Genomic DNA, 15,410 nt, shown 5'->3' on the forward strand with positions numbered 1-15,410 from the left:
CGCGCGTTTGCAATCCGAACAATCGGTACTTCTTGACACCCTTTTGCTCATCCCCGCCCTTCGGCGGATGGGGCAGTCGCCAGAGTGCCGCAGGGCGAATTGCGAAAGCTATGGTTCAGAGTTCGCATGGTCATGTCACGCCGACACCCAAGCCGCCGATCGATGCCTCCCACCACGTCCCGTACTCCTCAGCTGTCCCAGCGTGCCGAACAGGCGCGGTGGGAATACGCGCTGAGCGAACCTGCGCGGCGGATGATCGCCGAAGGAGCGTTGGACGGAAAAACCAGCCGGTCGATGTGCCGCTGGCTTGCGGCGGACCGCGAACTCGCATCGCGTGTGCTGCGTTGGTGCAACACACCGCTGTTCAATTTATCGACGCCGTTTTCCGACCTAGCCGAAGCCATCCAAACCCTTGGTTCGGCCGACATCGCGCGTTTGACGTTCTTGGCGGAGGTCCGCCGGCGGTACTTGCAGTGCAAACCGGCCGACGGATTTGACCCACGTCGGCTGTGGAGCCACAGCGTTGGGGTCGGTGCGGTATCGGCGATGATCGCGCGGACCTGTGGCGTCGATGACCCCGGCAGTGTGATGCTGGTGGGAACGCTTCACGACATCGGGGTCGCCGTCACGGCAACCCTGAACCCCTGGGAAACGGCGGAAGTTTTCGCGGAGGTCGACCGTCTTTCGACGATCCAGGAGGTCGAATTCGACCGCAACGGTTGGAGCCACGCACCGCTGGGCGCGGCGGTTCTGAAGCACTGGGAATTGCCCGACGCGGCCCAGTCGGTGGCGTTACGGCATCACGATGATTTGTCCGGCCAATCGCTGGACACGCTGGATCCGGTGCTGTGCTGTGTCGTCATTTCCAATTACCTTTGCTGTCGGATCGGGCGGGCAATTGCAAAAGAATGCACCTTGCCGACGCCGGCCGACATCGTTTTTCAGCGTCTGGACATCAGTTCGGACATGTTGATGCTGATCTGGCACCAGCTTCACGAAACGCTGGGAAACGCCGATCCGCTGGCAAAGTAGGCCGGCCGCCACGCCGGACCGGGTGCCCGGATGGCTGCGGAGGCCCCTGATTCGCTTTGGCCCCGCCAAAAGCGTGTTTTTCGGCGGTGCTTTGGGCTTGCCATCGCCGATCGGTTCGCCATACTTACGCCCTTTTAAAATTTGGCGAAATTGTTTCGAACGTGCTTGCGGACTCTGGCACGCGACCCGATCCGGTGTTTCGCCTGTGTCGATTCCGTTTCAAAAAACAAGCACCAGTCGACTGGAAGGTTGATCCTGCCATGGCAGACATATTGCAGGTCGAAAAAAGAACCAACTTGGGCACCACCGATTCCCGCCGTCTGCGTCGCAGCGGCCGGGTGCCCGCCGTGCTGTATGGCCACGGCGAAGGTAACGAACATTTGTCGGTCCCCACCGACGACGTCCAATTGCTGTTGCGTCATCACGGACGCACTGTGGAACTGAAGGGCGACGTCAACGAAACCGCTTTGGTGGCCGACATGCAGTGGGATCCGTTGGGGATCGAAGTGCTGCACATGGATTTGATGCGTGTCAACTTGCGGGAAAAGGTCGACGTCACCGTGGCACTGACCACCGTCGGCGACGCCCCGGGCGTTCGCGAAGGCGGCTTGTTGCTGGAAAACCTGCACGAAGTCGAAATCCGCTGCCCGGCCGGCGACATTCCCGAATCGGTTCAACTGGACGTCAACGGACTGGGCGTCGGTCAGCACCTGACCGCCGGTGATGTCATTCTGCCCGAGGGTGCCGAACTGGTCACTCCGGCCGAGACCACCGTGGTCCACATCGAGATGCCGAAGACCGAAAGCGAAGAAGTGGGTGAAGCCGGCGGCGGTGAACCCGAAGTCATCGCCAAGGGAGGCGAGAAGGACGAGGAGTGATCCGATCGCGGCTTGGCCGTTCGGCGTCGGCGGATGTTCGCACAAACCACCCGTCCGTCGCATCGCTCGGTCGATCGCCGCACCACACGATACATTGGCATCCCACCACATCCGGTCCACCACGCCGTAACGTCCAACAGCACGCATCGGTCTTATGAAACTGATCGTCGGGCTTGGCAATCCGGGCCGGAAATACCAGGGAACACGGCACAACGTCGGATTCGACGTCTTGTCCAAACTGGCCGGCTTGCTGGCAGCGCCGGGGGCGAAGACGAAGTTCGAAGGCGAAATGACCGAAGGCCACAGCGGCGGACAAAAACTGGTCCTGCTTTGGCCACACACCTACATGAACGCCAGCGGCCGCAGCGTCCGCAAGGCAAAAGATTTTTTCAAATTGGATGACGCCGACCTGCTGGTCGTCTGCGACGATCTGAATCTGCCGACCGGGCGATTGCGGATCCGACCACGCGGCAGTGCGGGTGGCCAAAAAGGGCTGGCCGACATCATTCGGATGTTGGGCGGCGAAGAATTTGCCCGCTTGCGGGTTGGAATCGACCGACCACCACCCGGTTGGCAAACGCCTGACTATGTGTTGGGTCGCTTCGATTCGCAGGAACAGTCGTTGATCGATCCGGCGATCGATCGTGCCGCTCGGGCCGTCATGGACTGGGCAGTGGACGACATGACGGCGGTGATGAGCCGATACAACGCGAAGGCTGATTGACCGAAAAGCCGCACAGACAACGAAACGATCCGGTGACGAATCGCCCGGCATCGAATCACTTTTTACGAGAGACCCCGAAAAGTGGCCAACAACACCTACGAAACCCTGTTGATCCTGGACAGCAACCACTACGCACGCGACCCCGGTGGCGTCGCAAAACGTGTGGAAGAAGTTGTCACGGCGGCCGGTGGTGAAGTTCACGTCAACCGACTGTGGATGGAACAAAAGCTGGCGTACCCGATCAACGGGCACCAAAAAGGCACCTATTGGTTGGTGTACTTCTCCGGCGAAGGCGACGTGGTCGCCAAGACCGATCGCGGATTCCACTTGGATGACGCCGTCGTTCGCCATCTGACCATCCGCTTGGATCCACGTTTGGTGGAACCGATCCTGGCCAACGCTCGCGGCGAACGCATCGTTGGGTCGGATTCGGATGAAGCGGGCGATTCGGAATCCGGCGACGCCCCGGCCCCGGCCGCCGCCGAAGCCCCGGCAGAAGCCTGATTCGTCGTTCCGCGATTCACCGTCACATCCCCCAAACCACAACAAGGAGACCTCGCCGATGGCCAGCTACAATCGCGTCGTCTTGATGGGCAACTTGACGCGAGACATTGACTTGCGTTACACGCCCGGGGGACGTGCCGTGACCGACATCGGTATCGCCGTCAACGACCGTCGTAAAAATGCCGAAGGCGAATGGGTCGACGAAACCACTTTCGTCGACGTCACCCTGTGGGGACGGACCGCGGAAGTCGCCAGCGAATACCTAAGCAAGGGCTCTCCGATCTTTATCGAAGGCCGCCTGAAACTGGATTCGTGGGAAAAGGACGGCAAGAAGAATTACAAACTGCGGGTCATCGGCGAACGCATGCAGTTGATCAGCGGACGTGAAGGATCCGGCGGCGGTGGCGGCGGTCGTCGTCCCGCACAAGGCGAAGCGTCCCAGGGCGGCCCTCCGCCGCAAAGTCATCGCGACGATTCCGGCCCGCCGCCCGGACGTGGCGACGCCCAGCCGACCGGCGAAGGTGCCGGATACGAAGACGCCGACATCCCGTTCTGATCGACTCGCCGCCCAAGGCCGACGAATCGAACCAAAACATTTCATTCATTCACCATTTCCATCACAGATCACGATCATGCCTGCGACCCGTCACAAGCAAACGTTCAAACGCCTGCCCAAGGGCGAAAACGGCGGCATCCAACTGTTGCTGATCCACAACATCGAACACCTGGGCAAGCAGGGCGACATCGTCGAAGTCAAACGCGGTTACGCGCTGAACTACCTGCTGCCGCAAGGCCTGGCGACCATCGCCAATGACCACCACAAGCGAATGGTGGAAAAGCACCGCGACAAGCTGCGTGCGATCGAACTGGAAAAGCTGAAGGAATGGCGAGACTTGGCCGACGAACTGGGCAAGCAGTCGATCACGATCGAAGCCAATGCCAACGACGAAGGTCACCTGTACGGCAGCGTTGGTCCGCACGAAATCGTCGACGCCCTGAAGGAAGCCGGCTTCACTTTGGCGCAAGACCAGATCCGCCTGGAAGGTCCGCTGAAGGAACTGGGTCTGTACACGGTCAAGATCCACTTGCACAGCGAAGTCGATGCCAGCCTGAAAGTCTGGGTCGTCCCGACGGTCACCGCCGAATCGGCCGAAGCCTGATCGCAAGCCGTTGGCCGTGTTCGTTTGCCCGGACATGCACCCGGACATGCACCCGGACGAGACACGCGTCGGAAAACGACACGCAGGGCGTTCCCCCGATCGCTTTGCGAAAGCATTGTCCTCCGCCCTCACCGGATCGATTCGGCTGGGGCGGACGATTGGTGAAGGTCGCCTCCGTATCTGATTCGCGTCAGCATCGGAGTGACCACCACTTCATCGTGATTTAGATTCGACGGTTCTAGGTTCGCGAAAGGTGAACCGGACACAATCACCACACTGCGGGGCTGTGGCGGAACTGGCAGACGCGCTGGATTTAGGTTCCAGTTTCTTCGGAAGTGCAGGTTCGATTCCTGTCAGCCCCATTTCGGACGCCTTGTCGCCGCGACGGACCCGCCGACCGGCCTCCTTCGCGGCAGGCTTTGTTGACCGCCGCAAGGAAAAAATCGCGGCGGCGTGATGCAGCCCATCGTTGCCGGAACGTCGCCGGCCTTTCAACCGCCGCCGATCGCAATGGGCACGGTGTGGATCTTTCGTCGCTGGCACCGGTTTGCGGCGCGGCGTGTTTGCTCAGCGTCGCCCCGCATCTGAACGCCAACGGCCCCGTCGCATGACAGTTTCGTGATTTGGCGAATTCGGGCCTCAAGACGAAGGACCGCCGTGACGGCCGGACGACCAGAACGCTGGCCGGCAAGACGTTTGACGGGTGATCGGCAACCGGTCTCTGGTTCCCCTTGACGCGCTCGTTGGTCGCATCCGCACGTTCTGGACCAGCTGTCTCATTGACCGTATTGCAAGACACAAATAAATTGCCCGCCAAAACATGACGTTTTACACGGGCATCTCCCTAACCCTCGACTTTTTTTAACGACCGTTCCCCAGAGAACAAACATGGCCAAAAAAGCAGCCTCCCAAAGACGCGCAACCGCACGGCGTAGCAGCGCCGCGGCATCCGACAAGATGGTGTACTACTTCGGCAAAACCAAGACCGAAGGCAAAAAGGCGACCAAGGCCGTGTTGGGCGGCAAGGGCAAGAACCTGGCGGAAATGACGTCGATCGGTCTGCCCGTTCCTCCCGGATTCACGATCACCACCGAAGTCTGTGACGCTTATTACAAAGCCGGCAAGAAGTTGCCAAACGGCTTGATGGATGATGTCCACAAGGCCGTCGAACTGCTGGAAAAGGAACTGAAGAAGTCCTTCGGCGATGATTCCAACCCGTTGCTGGTCAGCGTCCGCAGCGGTGCCGCTGTGTCGATGCCCGGGATGATGAACACCATCCTGAACTTGGGTCTGAACGATGTCGCAACCGAAGGCTTGGCCAAAGCGACCAAGAACGAACGTTTCGCTTACGACGCCTATCGCCGACTGATCAACATGTACGGCGACGTCGTCATGGGCATCGAACACGAAGCGTTCGAAGAAGCCTTCACCAAAATCAAGAAGAAGTACAAGGTCACCGAAGACACCGAGGTTCCGGCCGAGGGCTTGAAGGAACTGTGTGACGCCTACAAAGCCGTTTACAAGAAGGGCTGTGGCGAAGAATTCCCGCAGGACCCCATCACCCAACTGCAATTGGCAATCGAAGCCGTTTTCGGTTCTTGGAACGCCGACCGCGCGATCAGCTATCGCCGAATCGAAGCCGCCAAGGGCAACACGGAAATCGCCAACCTGATCGGTACCGCCGTCAACGTCCAAGCGATGGTGTACGGCAACATGGGTGATGATTCCGGAACCGGTGTCGGTTTCACCCGCGACCCGAACACGGGACAGAACAAGTTCTACGGCGAATTCTTGGTCAACGCCCAAGGTGAAGACGTCGTGGCCGGTATCCGCACGCCGCAACCCGTGTCGGAAATGGGCAAGTGGGACCGCAAGGCTCACAAGGAACTGATGGAAATCAAGAAGACGCTTGAGGACCATTACACCGACATGCAGGACATCGAATTCACGATCGAGAAGGGCAAGCTGTTCATGCTGCAAACCCGAACCGGCAAGCGGAACGGGATCGCCGCGGTAAAGATCGCATGCGACATGGTCAAAGAAGGCCTGATCGATGAAAAGGAAGCGGTCCGCCGCGTCCCGGCATCCGACCTGACTCACTGCCTGCTGCCCAGCTTCAAGCCCACCGCCCGCAACGCCGCCGACGTCCTTTGTCGTGGCCTGAACGCGTCGCCGGGTGCTGCTGTCGGCAAGCTGGCGTTCACCGCCGAAGAAGCCCGCAGCCGATTTGAAGCCGGCGAAAATGTCATTCTGGTCCGTCGCGAAACCAGCCCCGAAGACGTCGAAGGTATGTCGGCCGCCGTCGGTATCTTGACCAGCACCGGTGGTGCGACCAGCCATGCTGCAGTCGTCGCACGAGGTTGGGGCAAGTGCTGTGTCGCCGGTGCCGGTGACATTCACATCAACGAAAAGGCCAAGAAGATCACCGTCAACGGTCGCACATTGACCGACAAGGACACCATCAGCCTGGACGGGGCGACCGGTGAAGTGATGGCTGGTGAAGTCGAAACGCAAGAGCCAAAACTGGCCGGCGATTTCGCCAAGCTGATGACCTGGGCCGACAAGTACCGCACGTTGAACATTCGCACCAATGCGGATTCGCCTGCCGACAGCAAGCGTGCCCGCGACTTCGGTGCCGAAGGCATCGGGCTGTGCCGTACCGAACACATGTTCTTCGAAGCCGATCGCATCATTCACATGCGTGCGATGATCCTGGCGGAAACCGAAGATGATCGCCGCGCGGCGTTGAAGAAGTTGCTGCCGTTCCAACGCAAAGACTTCGAAGGCATCTTCAAAGCCATGAAGGGGCTGCCGGTGACCGTCCGTTTGTTGGATCCGCCGCTTCACGAATTCCTGCCGCACGACAACTCGGCACAAAAGGAAATGGCGTCGGAATTGGGCGTCAAGCCCGCCGAAATCAAGAAGCGTGCCGAAGCCCTGCACGAATCCAACCCGATGCTCGGCCACCGTGGTTGCCGTCTGAGCGTGACCTATCCAGAGATTCTGGAAATGCAGGTCCAAGCGATCGTCGAAGCCGCGATCAACAGCGCTAAGAAGAAGATCGATGCTCACCCGGAAATCATGATTCCGTTGGTCGGTACATCGGCCGAACTTCGCATCCTGCGTGAAAAGGTCGAAGAAACGATCGAAGCCACCAAGGCCGCCAAGAAGTTTGACGGGAAGTTGGACATCAAGATTGGCACGATGATCGAAATTCCGCGTGCCGCGTTGACCGCCGATGAAGTTGCCGAGTACGCCGACTTCTTCAGCTTCGGTACCAACGACTTGACCCAGATGACGTTCGGCTACAGCCGTGACGACGTCGGTGGGTTCCTGCCGGAATACATCGAAAACAAGATTCTGCAGATCGACCCCTTCCAATCAATCGACCAAACCGGCGTCGGCCAATTGGTGTCGATGGGCGTCGAAAAGGGCCGCAGCATCAAGAAGAATCTGAAGGTCGGCATCTGTGGCGAACACGGCGGCGACCCACAGTCGGTCCGCTTCTGTCACGAAGTCGGTCTGGACTACGTCAGCTGCAGCCCCTTCCGTGTGCCGATCGCACGCTTGGCTGCCGCACAAGCTGCCCTGGGTTAATTCCATCGGGTTGCGTCTGGCCCCGAAACCTCTGACGTCGTCGTTCCGGCGACGGGCGAGTCGGGGCAAACATAAAAGCTGAATCTCTAGGGCCGGTCGTCGCCATGACGAACCGGCCCTAGAATTTTATTCCAACGGTTTGGTCGTAGATCCCATCCGCATCCAAGCCCGGTTAGCCTTGCAGCCCCGACCATTGACAGGATTCGGTCGTTGCGATGCTTTCAGCGGTCGGTCGTCCCGAACCACCGATCCTTCACCACCACCGCGTCCATTGCGAAAACGGTTTTCAGCCATGTCCGATATTCACGCCCAGTACAACGACGTCGAAAAACTGATCGACGAAGAGAAATTCGAGGAAGCCATCAAGGGCTTGGAAGAGATCGTCGCGCAAGACGATTCGTTCGTCCTGGCACACTTGGCCCTGGCGCGGGTCTACACCAAGACCGGACAGCACGCCGAAGCCGTTCAGCACGGTGAAAAAGCATGCGAACTGGAGCCCAACGAATCGTTCAACTTCACCGCGCTCAGCGTGACGTACCAGCGTGCGTGGGCGGGAACGCAGGACCAGGAATTCATTCGCAAGGCCGAAGACGCGATGGCCCGTGCACAAACGCTGCAAATGCAGCAGTAGAAAGCCGGCGACCGCCCGGTCGCCAGAATGTCATTGACCAAGATCGGCCGCGTCGATAACTTATCGCGAAACGGCCACATGCTTTCTTCACGGTGACTGTAGCTCAGTTGGTTAGAGCGTCGGATTGTGGTTCCGAATGTCGGGGGTTCGAATCCCCTCAGTCACCCTCTTTTGACTTTCGGCCGTCTTTGCCCGTAAGTCCCACACCGGTTCGCCGCGGTGCGATTTTTCGGTGGCGGCCGTTTCTGGACGATCGCTCGCTGATCCATCCCTAGGTCACGACGCTTCCACAGCGAATCAATGGTGGCCACCGGTATGATGCGGGCGTTGGCCGCGAGTGAACCGCGTCTTCAATCCAGCGGGTCATCACCCCATGAAGGTCCTTATGGTGGGCACCGGCGAATACACGACCGGATATGTCCACGATCAAGCTTCCGATTCCGACAAATCCGCTGGTGTCGTCGCACTGACGGTATTCGACCTGCGACGCCGTGGCATCGTCGAACAAGTTTTGATGGCAGGCACCAACGGCCGAAAAATGCCGGGCATCCGCGATCATTTGCAACGCGTGATCGGTGACACCTATGCCGACCTAGATGTGACCGCACTGTGTTTTCCGGCCGATGATGTCGACCGCGATCCAACCGCGTACCAGCGGGCGATCGAAGCTCTGGATCCTGGGGATGTCGTCACCGTGTTCACCCCGGACGACACACACTTTGCCATTGCGATGGATGCGATCCGGCACGGTTGCCATGTCTTGATCGCCAAGCCGATCGTCCTGACCGTCGACCAGCACCAGCAACTGATCAGGGCCGCCAACGACGCGGAGGTTTTGGTGGCGATGGAAGTCCACAAACGCTGGGATCCGATCTATGCCGACGCACGAGATCGCATTCGAAATCTCGGATCATTCGGGTTCTTTCATGCCTACATGAGCCAACCCAAATCTCAGCTAGACACGTTTCGGTCTTGGGCGGGTCAATCAAGCGACATCAGTTACTACTTGAATGCGCATCACATCGATTTTTTGAACTGGTCGATCGGATCGATGGCCACCCCCGTTTCGGTTCACGCATCGGCGGCAACGGGATATGCCAAGGGGCGAGGAATCGACACCGAAGACACGATCACGCTGACCGTTGACTGGGCAATGAACGACGGCACGGCAACGGGCACGGCGGTCTTCACATCTTCCTGGATCGCACCAAAATCGGATGTGCATTCCCAGCAACGATTCTTTTACATGGGGCATCAAGGCGAGGTGACCGTTGACCAGGCCCATCGCGGCTATAGCGTTGCGACCGACGGGCGAGGTTTTCAATCGGTCAATCCGCTGTTCATGAAGTACACGCCCGATGCCCAGGGCCGATTCGCCGGACAAACCGGGTACGGGTATCGCAGCATAGAGGCGTTCGTGCAGGCCGCAATTGAAATTCGCCGGGGGCGGGCGACACCGGACGACTTTCACGGGCGACTGGCCACGGCAAAAGACACAATCAATGTGACCGCGATCTTGCAGGCGGGGCGCCGAAGTCTGGACACCGGCACGACGATCAATCTGGACTGACTCCATCACCGATGGATCAAGTCACGCGTCGGGCAAATCATCAGGAATTCGCTTCCGCGTTGACTGCGGGTCGCGATGAATCGTTTTGGGTGTGTTGGTGCCCGGGAAGATTCTCAATGCCCACCGCGATCCCAACACCGATCAACAATGCGGCGGTCAGCTTGCCTTTGTCGTGGTCATGGAATGCCACCTCGGGCAACAGGTCGGCCAGGGCGATTCCGATAAAAAAGCCCGCTGATACGGCCAGCCCCCACCCCAACAGTTCGGTCTGTGACTGCAGGGCAGACGTACCAACAAAAAAGGCCAAAGCACCAAACGGACAAGCGGTGGAAAAGACGAGATTGGCGACCGTCTGGGCCCGCGGCGACCAATGCTGTCGCTGCATCACCGATAGGATTGCGAAGGCGTCCAGCGGCTTGTGCAGTGCCACCGCCGAAAAAGTTCCCAGTCCGGCCAACCCCAACCATGCGTCGCCGGCATGGTCCGCCATCACGCTGCTGGCCAAAGCCACGCCGTCGATCAGCGTGTGAAGCGTCAAGCCGAAGAACATGCCGAACCAACCGAGTTTACGCCCGTCTTCCAAAGTCCCAGGCGGACGTGATGGCGGATCGGCGGCCGCCCTGTCGATCGCATCATGCCTGTCGATCGCATCATGCCTGTCGATCGCATCATGCCTGTCGATCGCATCATGCCTGTCGGTCAAATCGTGCCTGTCGGTCAAATCGTGCCTGTCGGTCAAATCGTGCCTGTCGGTCAAATCGTGATCGTGTCCGGTGCCCGGATCATCCCAATGGTCGTGTCCGTGGGCATGGCTATGGTCGTGTCCACCCTCGTGATGGGGCGACGAAACCGGACCGCCATGATCGTGGGTGTGGAACAGCCGGATCATCAGGAACATCGCGATCAAGCCGGTCAACGCACCGGTGCACGCGCGTGATGCCGACACCAACATCTCGGTCGCATGTGGCAGCATCGCCAGCAGCGCGATCCCCAGCATCAATCCCCCCACACCGCTCATCAGCAACTGGGTTCGCAGATGCGTCATGCGCAAAATCGCAGACAACCGTCCACCGATCAACGATGCAAAGACGATCACGACACAGTAGGCAATCAGCAGCGGCAAAGCGGGCATGGCGGTCCAGGTAGCGACAGGAAACGCCCACACTAAAAGATCGCAAATTGGTTGCCTATAGGACACCGCGACAATCGCCCCGCGGCAGCAAGCAATGATCGTCCTGGCATGTCAGCCCCCCCAGGTCCGCCATCGCCGGGCAAAGCAGCGTCAAACGTGTTAGGTTGCATCCATGGGCCCGAAATCGTTTCTTTGACCGAGCATCATGACGATGACGCTGCTGTACTACGATCCCGTTTACATGCAACATCGCACGGGACGTCATCCGGAATCCGCCGAACGCTTGCAAACCGTGGTTCGGCATCTGCACTTTGTCGGGCTGGATTCGTTGTGCGATCGGCCCGGCTGGGAACCGGCAAGCCGGCTGCAAGTCGAACGTGTTCACACGGCGGAATACCTGAATCGATTGTCCCAAACCCAGGACGCCGGGGGCGGATGGTTGGACGAAGACACCATCATGAGCGACCAGTCGTTGGTCGCCGCCTTGAAGGCGTCGGGCGCCGTCTGTGACGCGGTCGATCGATTGATCGCCGGTGACGCCAAAACGGCCATGTGCTTAAGCCGACCTCCCGGTCATCACGCGCTGGCCGATCGAGCGATGGGATTCTGTTTGATCAATCACGTCGCCGTTGCGGCACGTCAGGCGACGAAGCAGCATCAAATGAATCGAGTGATGATCGTTGATTTCGACGTGCACCATGGCAACGGGACCCAAGACCTGTTTTACGAAGACGAGCAAATTGCGTTTTTTTCAATGCACCGAAGCCCGTTTTATCCACACACCGGACGTGAGGATGAAACGGGAACCGGCCCCGCCTTGGGAACCACATGCAACGCGCCGGTGAAGTTTGGAACACCTCGGCAAACGCAAATGGAAACCTTTGCCGCCAAGCTGCAGGCCTTTGCAAGCCGACATCCGCCTGAATTGATCATCGTCAGCGCGGGCTTTGACAGCCATCGCAATGATCCGGTTGGTTCGCTCGGCTGGGAAACCGACGACTACCAGACGATCGCCGAAACCATACTAGATTTGGCTCACACTCATTGCGAGGGCAAGGTCATCAGCGTGCTCGAAGGCGGATACGACCCGACGGCGTTGTCCGACAGTGTGACGTTGTATTTGGAGACGTTCATGGATGATGAACATCGACGCGGTACGTAGGACGTTGGCCGTCCGTTCAGACGCGTCGGTTCATCCCGTGGTTGTTACGCTTGCTTTGATTCTGCGTCCGCATTCGCATCGGACATGTCCAGCGTAAAGATCAAGGTGTCATCGCCAATGATCCGCCGGCATTGAAAGCCGCGGTTTTGAAAGATGGTCCGCATTGCACGATTTTCCGTGGCGGTTTCAGCGACGATTTTTTGCAGCCCCCGTTGCTTTGCAATCTCCAGACAGCGGTCGGTCAGGATGGACCCCAGGCGTCTTCCCTGCCACCGGTCGTGAACCATCACGGCAAATTCGGCTTCATGATTTTCCGCATCGGCGACCAAACGTCCGACGCCGATCAAACAAGACTCACTGCCGGCGATGGCCGGATCATCGGACTGCGCCGGCGGATGGTATTCCGCCACAAGCGCGAGTTCGCGGTCGTAATCGATGAAGCAATAACGTGCCGCCATTTCGTGTTCGACTTGCTTGAACAGGTATCGGAACCTCAACCGAATCGTTTCCTGTGAACATGTCGCCAACATCCGTGTCCAAGCTTCTTCGTCTTCGGGCCGAATCGGACGCAACGTCACTTCGGTGCCATCACTCAGACGATCCGCACGAATCCAGCGATCGGGATAAGGACGGATCGCCAAATGTGGAAAATCGCCAGGCGCAATCGGCTTCCAATCGTGATCGACCAGGACTGTCGCATCCAACGCGATGGTTCGTGTGGGCGTCACCACCAACGGGTTGATGTCCAGTTCGATCACTTCGGGATGCTGGGCCACCATGTGGCTGATGCGTATCAATGCATCCTGCAGAGCATCCATGTCGATCGGCGGACGCCCACGGTACGCATCCAACATCGGACGACATTGCAATTGTTCCAACAGTCGCCGTGACAGCGATTCGCTAAGCGGCGGCAATTCGACCGCCGAATCTTGAAACAGTTCCGCGTCGATCCCGCCGGCGCCGACCATCAGTACCGCGCCGAACACCGGATCGCGTTTGGCCCCCACGATCAGTTCCCGGCCCAGCGGATCGACCAACATCGGCTGGACCGTGACCCCGCGAACCTGGATGTCGGGTCGTGCCTGTGCCGATCGTTGATGGATCGTCTGGTAGGCTTCGGCCACCTGTTCGGCGTTGCTGACATTCAGCACGACACCACCGACGTCGGTCTTGTGAGTCAATTCGGGTGCGTAGACTTTCACGGCGACGGGATACCCCATCGCATCGGCGACGGCAATTGCTTCGTTAGCGGATCGCACGACTTGCGGCATCGTGACATCGATCCCATAAGCCGCCAGCAGACGCTTGCTACGCAGTTCCGACCAAACTTGTGATGATTGTTTTTCCGCGGCATCGCCTTCACCGCCCAACAAATCGTCCACCGTCCGATCATCACTGACCACCACCGGCGGTGCGGCTTTGGGCGTTTCATACAACAGATCGTATCGGCGTCCGTAGTGCACCAAATGCCCAAATGCGGTGACCGCTTTTTCGGGACTGGAATACACCGCGATGTCGTGGTCATGAAGCCACTTCGCCCCGGACGCCGCTCGCGACCCGCCCATCCAACATGCGATCAAAGGCTTCCGGTGTGCTTTGGCAACATCCGCAATTCGCCGCGCGGTTTGATCCGGATCGGTCAGCGGTTGCGGAACCAGGATCGCCAACAAAGCGTCCACGCCGTGATCGGCCAGCATCACGTCGGCCGCTTCGCTGTAGTGGACCGGATCGGTGTCGCCAAAAACAACGGCGGGATTGTCACGCGACCAACCGCTGGGAAAAAGTTCGTCCATCGCATTGCGGCGTTGCGGATCCAACTTTGCAAGTTGCCCACGACATCGCATCAATGCATCCACGGCCATCACCCCCGGGCCCCCGGCGTTGGTCAAAATTCCCAAGCGTGAACCACATCGATTCGGGTAACGGGTCAACAATTCCGCACAGCCCCACAAGTCTTCCGCCTGATCGACACGCACAATGCCCGCGCGTGCAAACGCGGCGTCATACACCGCATCGATTCCCACCATGGCACCGGTGTGAGATGCCGCAGCGATCGCAGATTGATGGTACCGCCCCGCTTTGCATGCGATGATCGGCTTGTACCGAGTGAAGGCCCGCGCGGCCGACATGAAACGCCGTGCGTCGGCCAGCGATTGCAAGTAAATCACGATCGCATCGGTGTGCGGATCAAACGCCAGATGGTCGATCAAATCAGCCATCGTCACGTTCACCATGTTGCCGACCGACACGACGCAGGAAAAGCCGATTCCTTCGCTGGCGGCGCGATCCAGAATCGATGCACAAAAGGCGGCCGACTGTGAAAGAAACGCCACGTTCCCCTTTTGCACCACATCGGTCGCAAAGCTGGCATTCAATCCGACCGGTGGGCGAATCACGCCAAGACAATTCGGACCGATCATCCGCATCCGCGGATACTTGGCCAAAACGGTCTTCAGTTCGTCTTCGCGCCCGCGCCCTATCGGACCAATCTCTCGAAAGCCATCGCTTAGACAGATCAATCCGCCCACGCCGGCCTTGCCACACTGATCCACCACGTCGGGCGTCGCATCGGCGGGGGTGCACAGCACCGCCAGATCAACGGCGTGTGGCACGTCACTGATACGAGAAACACAATTCAGCCCATGGACTGCATCGTGGGCCGGATTGATTGGGACAACGGGGCCTGAAAAATCGGTACTGATCAGGTTGGCGATCACTCGTTCCCCGACACTGCCGACACGCGAACTGGCGCCAATCACAGCCACACTTTTAGGCGAAAAGATCTTGCGCAAAGGTCGAAACGGCATCTCGCAATCCGTCGGGCGTCGTCCAATCAAGCGGGGGCATCAATACGTCAAGTCTAACGAATCGCCGATCTGGAACGCGGCAAGGTTCTGACAGTTCCTTGTAACCGCGACGCTTTGGTCCGCCGGTCGCCTCCGCCCGCTGTCCCAACCGTTATCCTGTTGGCTTTCCCACCCCGCCTGAAACCCTTCCTTCGAATCTTGGGAGCCCAACCT

General features: G+C 59.0%; 12 protein-coding genes and 2 tRNA genes. 12 read left to right on the forward strand and 2 right to left on the reverse strand.

Annotation, left to right across the window (positions count from 1 at the left end; translation table 11 throughout):
• The first annotated feature begins 162 nt into the window (after window positions 1–162).
• From Mal65_RS18390 to Mal65_RS18440, 11 genes are all read left to right on the forward strand, one after another.
• On the forward strand, window positions 163–1,032 hold the full coding sequence (locus Mal65_RS18390; protein WP_165701372.1) for an HDOD domain-containing protein: 870 nt from the start codon (window positions 163–165) through the stop codon (window positions 1,030–1,032).
• A gap of 260 nt (window positions 1,033–1,292) precedes the next feature.
• Complete coding sequence (locus Mal65_RS18395) at window positions 1,293–1,910, forward strand: 50S ribosomal protein L25 (RefSeq protein ID WP_145300857.1); 618 nt, start codon at window positions 1,293–1,295, stop codon at window positions 1,908–1,910.
• A gap of 154 nt (window positions 1,911–2,064) precedes the next feature.
• On the forward strand, window positions 2,065–2,634 hold the full coding sequence (gene pth, locus Mal65_RS18400; RefSeq protein ID WP_145300860.1) for an aminoacyl-tRNA hydrolase: 570 nt from the start codon (window positions 2,065–2,067) through the stop codon (window positions 2,632–2,634).
• A gap of 81 nt (window positions 2,635–2,715) precedes the next feature.
• Window positions 2,716–3,138, forward strand: coding sequence for a 30S ribosomal protein S6 (gene rpsF, locus Mal65_RS18405; protein WP_145300863.1), 423 nt, complete (start codon window positions 2,716–2,718; stop codon window positions 3,136–3,138).
• Window positions 3,139–3,196: 58 nt separating this feature from the next.
• Window positions 3,197–3,694: a single-stranded DNA-binding protein gene (locus tag Mal65_RS18410; protein WP_145300866.1), complete on the forward strand. Its 498-nt coding sequence runs from the start codon at window positions 3,197–3,199 to the stop codon at window positions 3,692–3,694.
• A 76-nt stretch (window positions 3,695–3,770) separates the two neighbouring features.
• Window positions 3,771–4,298 carry a 50S ribosomal protein L9 gene (gene rplI, locus Mal65_RS18415; protein ID WP_145300869.1) on the forward strand — a complete coding sequence of 176 codons (528 nt, stop codon included), beginning with the start codon at window positions 3,771–3,773 and terminating at the stop codon, window positions 4,296–4,298.
• Window positions 4,299–4,578: 280 nt separating this feature from the next.
• Window positions 4,579–4,660, forward strand: a tRNA-Leu gene (locus Mal65_RS18420).
• A gap of 595 nt (window positions 4,661–5,255) precedes the next feature.
• Window positions 5,256–7,895: a pyruvate, phosphate dikinase gene (ppdK, locus tag Mal65_RS18425; protein WP_165701573.1), complete on the forward strand. Its 2,640-nt coding sequence runs from the start codon at window positions 5,256–5,258 to the stop codon at window positions 7,893–7,895.
• 292 nt (window positions 7,896–8,187) lie between these two features.
• The gene (locus Mal65_RS18430) at window positions 8,188–8,526 is read left to right on the forward strand and encodes a tetratricopeptide repeat protein (protein ID WP_145300874.1); all 339 of its coding nucleotides are present in this window, start codon (window positions 8,188–8,190) and stop codon (window positions 8,524–8,526) included.
• A gap of 92 nt (window positions 8,527–8,618) precedes the next feature.
• Window positions 8,619–8,692 (forward strand) — tRNA-His (locus tag Mal65_RS18435).
• A gap of 207 nt (window positions 8,693–8,899) precedes the next feature.
• Window positions 8,900–10,096 (forward strand): Gfo/Idh/MocA family protein, encoded by a 1,197-nt coding sequence (locus Mal65_RS18440; RefSeq protein ID WP_145300876.1) that lies wholly within the window; start codon window positions 8,900–8,902, stop codon window positions 10,094–10,096.
• 40 nt (window positions 10,097–10,136) lie between these two features.
• Here the strand turns inward: Mal65_RS18440 and Mal65_RS18445 are convergent, their stop codons facing one another.
• Complete coding sequence (locus tag Mal65_RS18445) at window positions 10,137–11,228, reverse strand: ZIP family metal transporter (protein WP_145300879.1); 1,092 nt, start codon at window positions 11,226–11,228, stop codon at window positions 10,137–10,139.
• Between the two features lie 205 nt (window positions 11,229–11,433).
• Between Mal65_RS18445 and Mal65_RS18450 the strand changes: the two genes are divergently transcribed.
• Window positions 11,434–12,390, forward strand: a complete 957-nt coding sequence (locus Mal65_RS18450; protein WP_196784281.1) for a histone deacetylase family protein — start codon at window positions 11,434–11,436, stop codon at window positions 12,388–12,390.
• Window positions 12,391–12,434: 44 nt separating this feature from the next.
• On the opposite strand, the gene Mal65_RS18455 is transcribed toward Mal65_RS18450, so the two are convergent.
• On the reverse strand, window positions 12,435–15,197 hold the full coding sequence (locus Mal65_RS18455; RefSeq protein WP_145300882.1) for a bifunctional acetate--CoA ligase family protein/GNAT family N-acetyltransferase: 2,763 nt from the start codon (window positions 15,195–15,197) through the stop codon (window positions 12,435–12,437).
• Window positions 15,198–15,410: the final 213 nt, after the last annotated feature.

Origin of the sequence: Crateriforma conspicua (assembly GCF_007752935.1) — a bacterium.
Lineage (GTDB): Bacteria > Planctomycetota > Planctomycetia > Pirellulales > Pirellulaceae > Crateriforma > Crateriforma conspicua.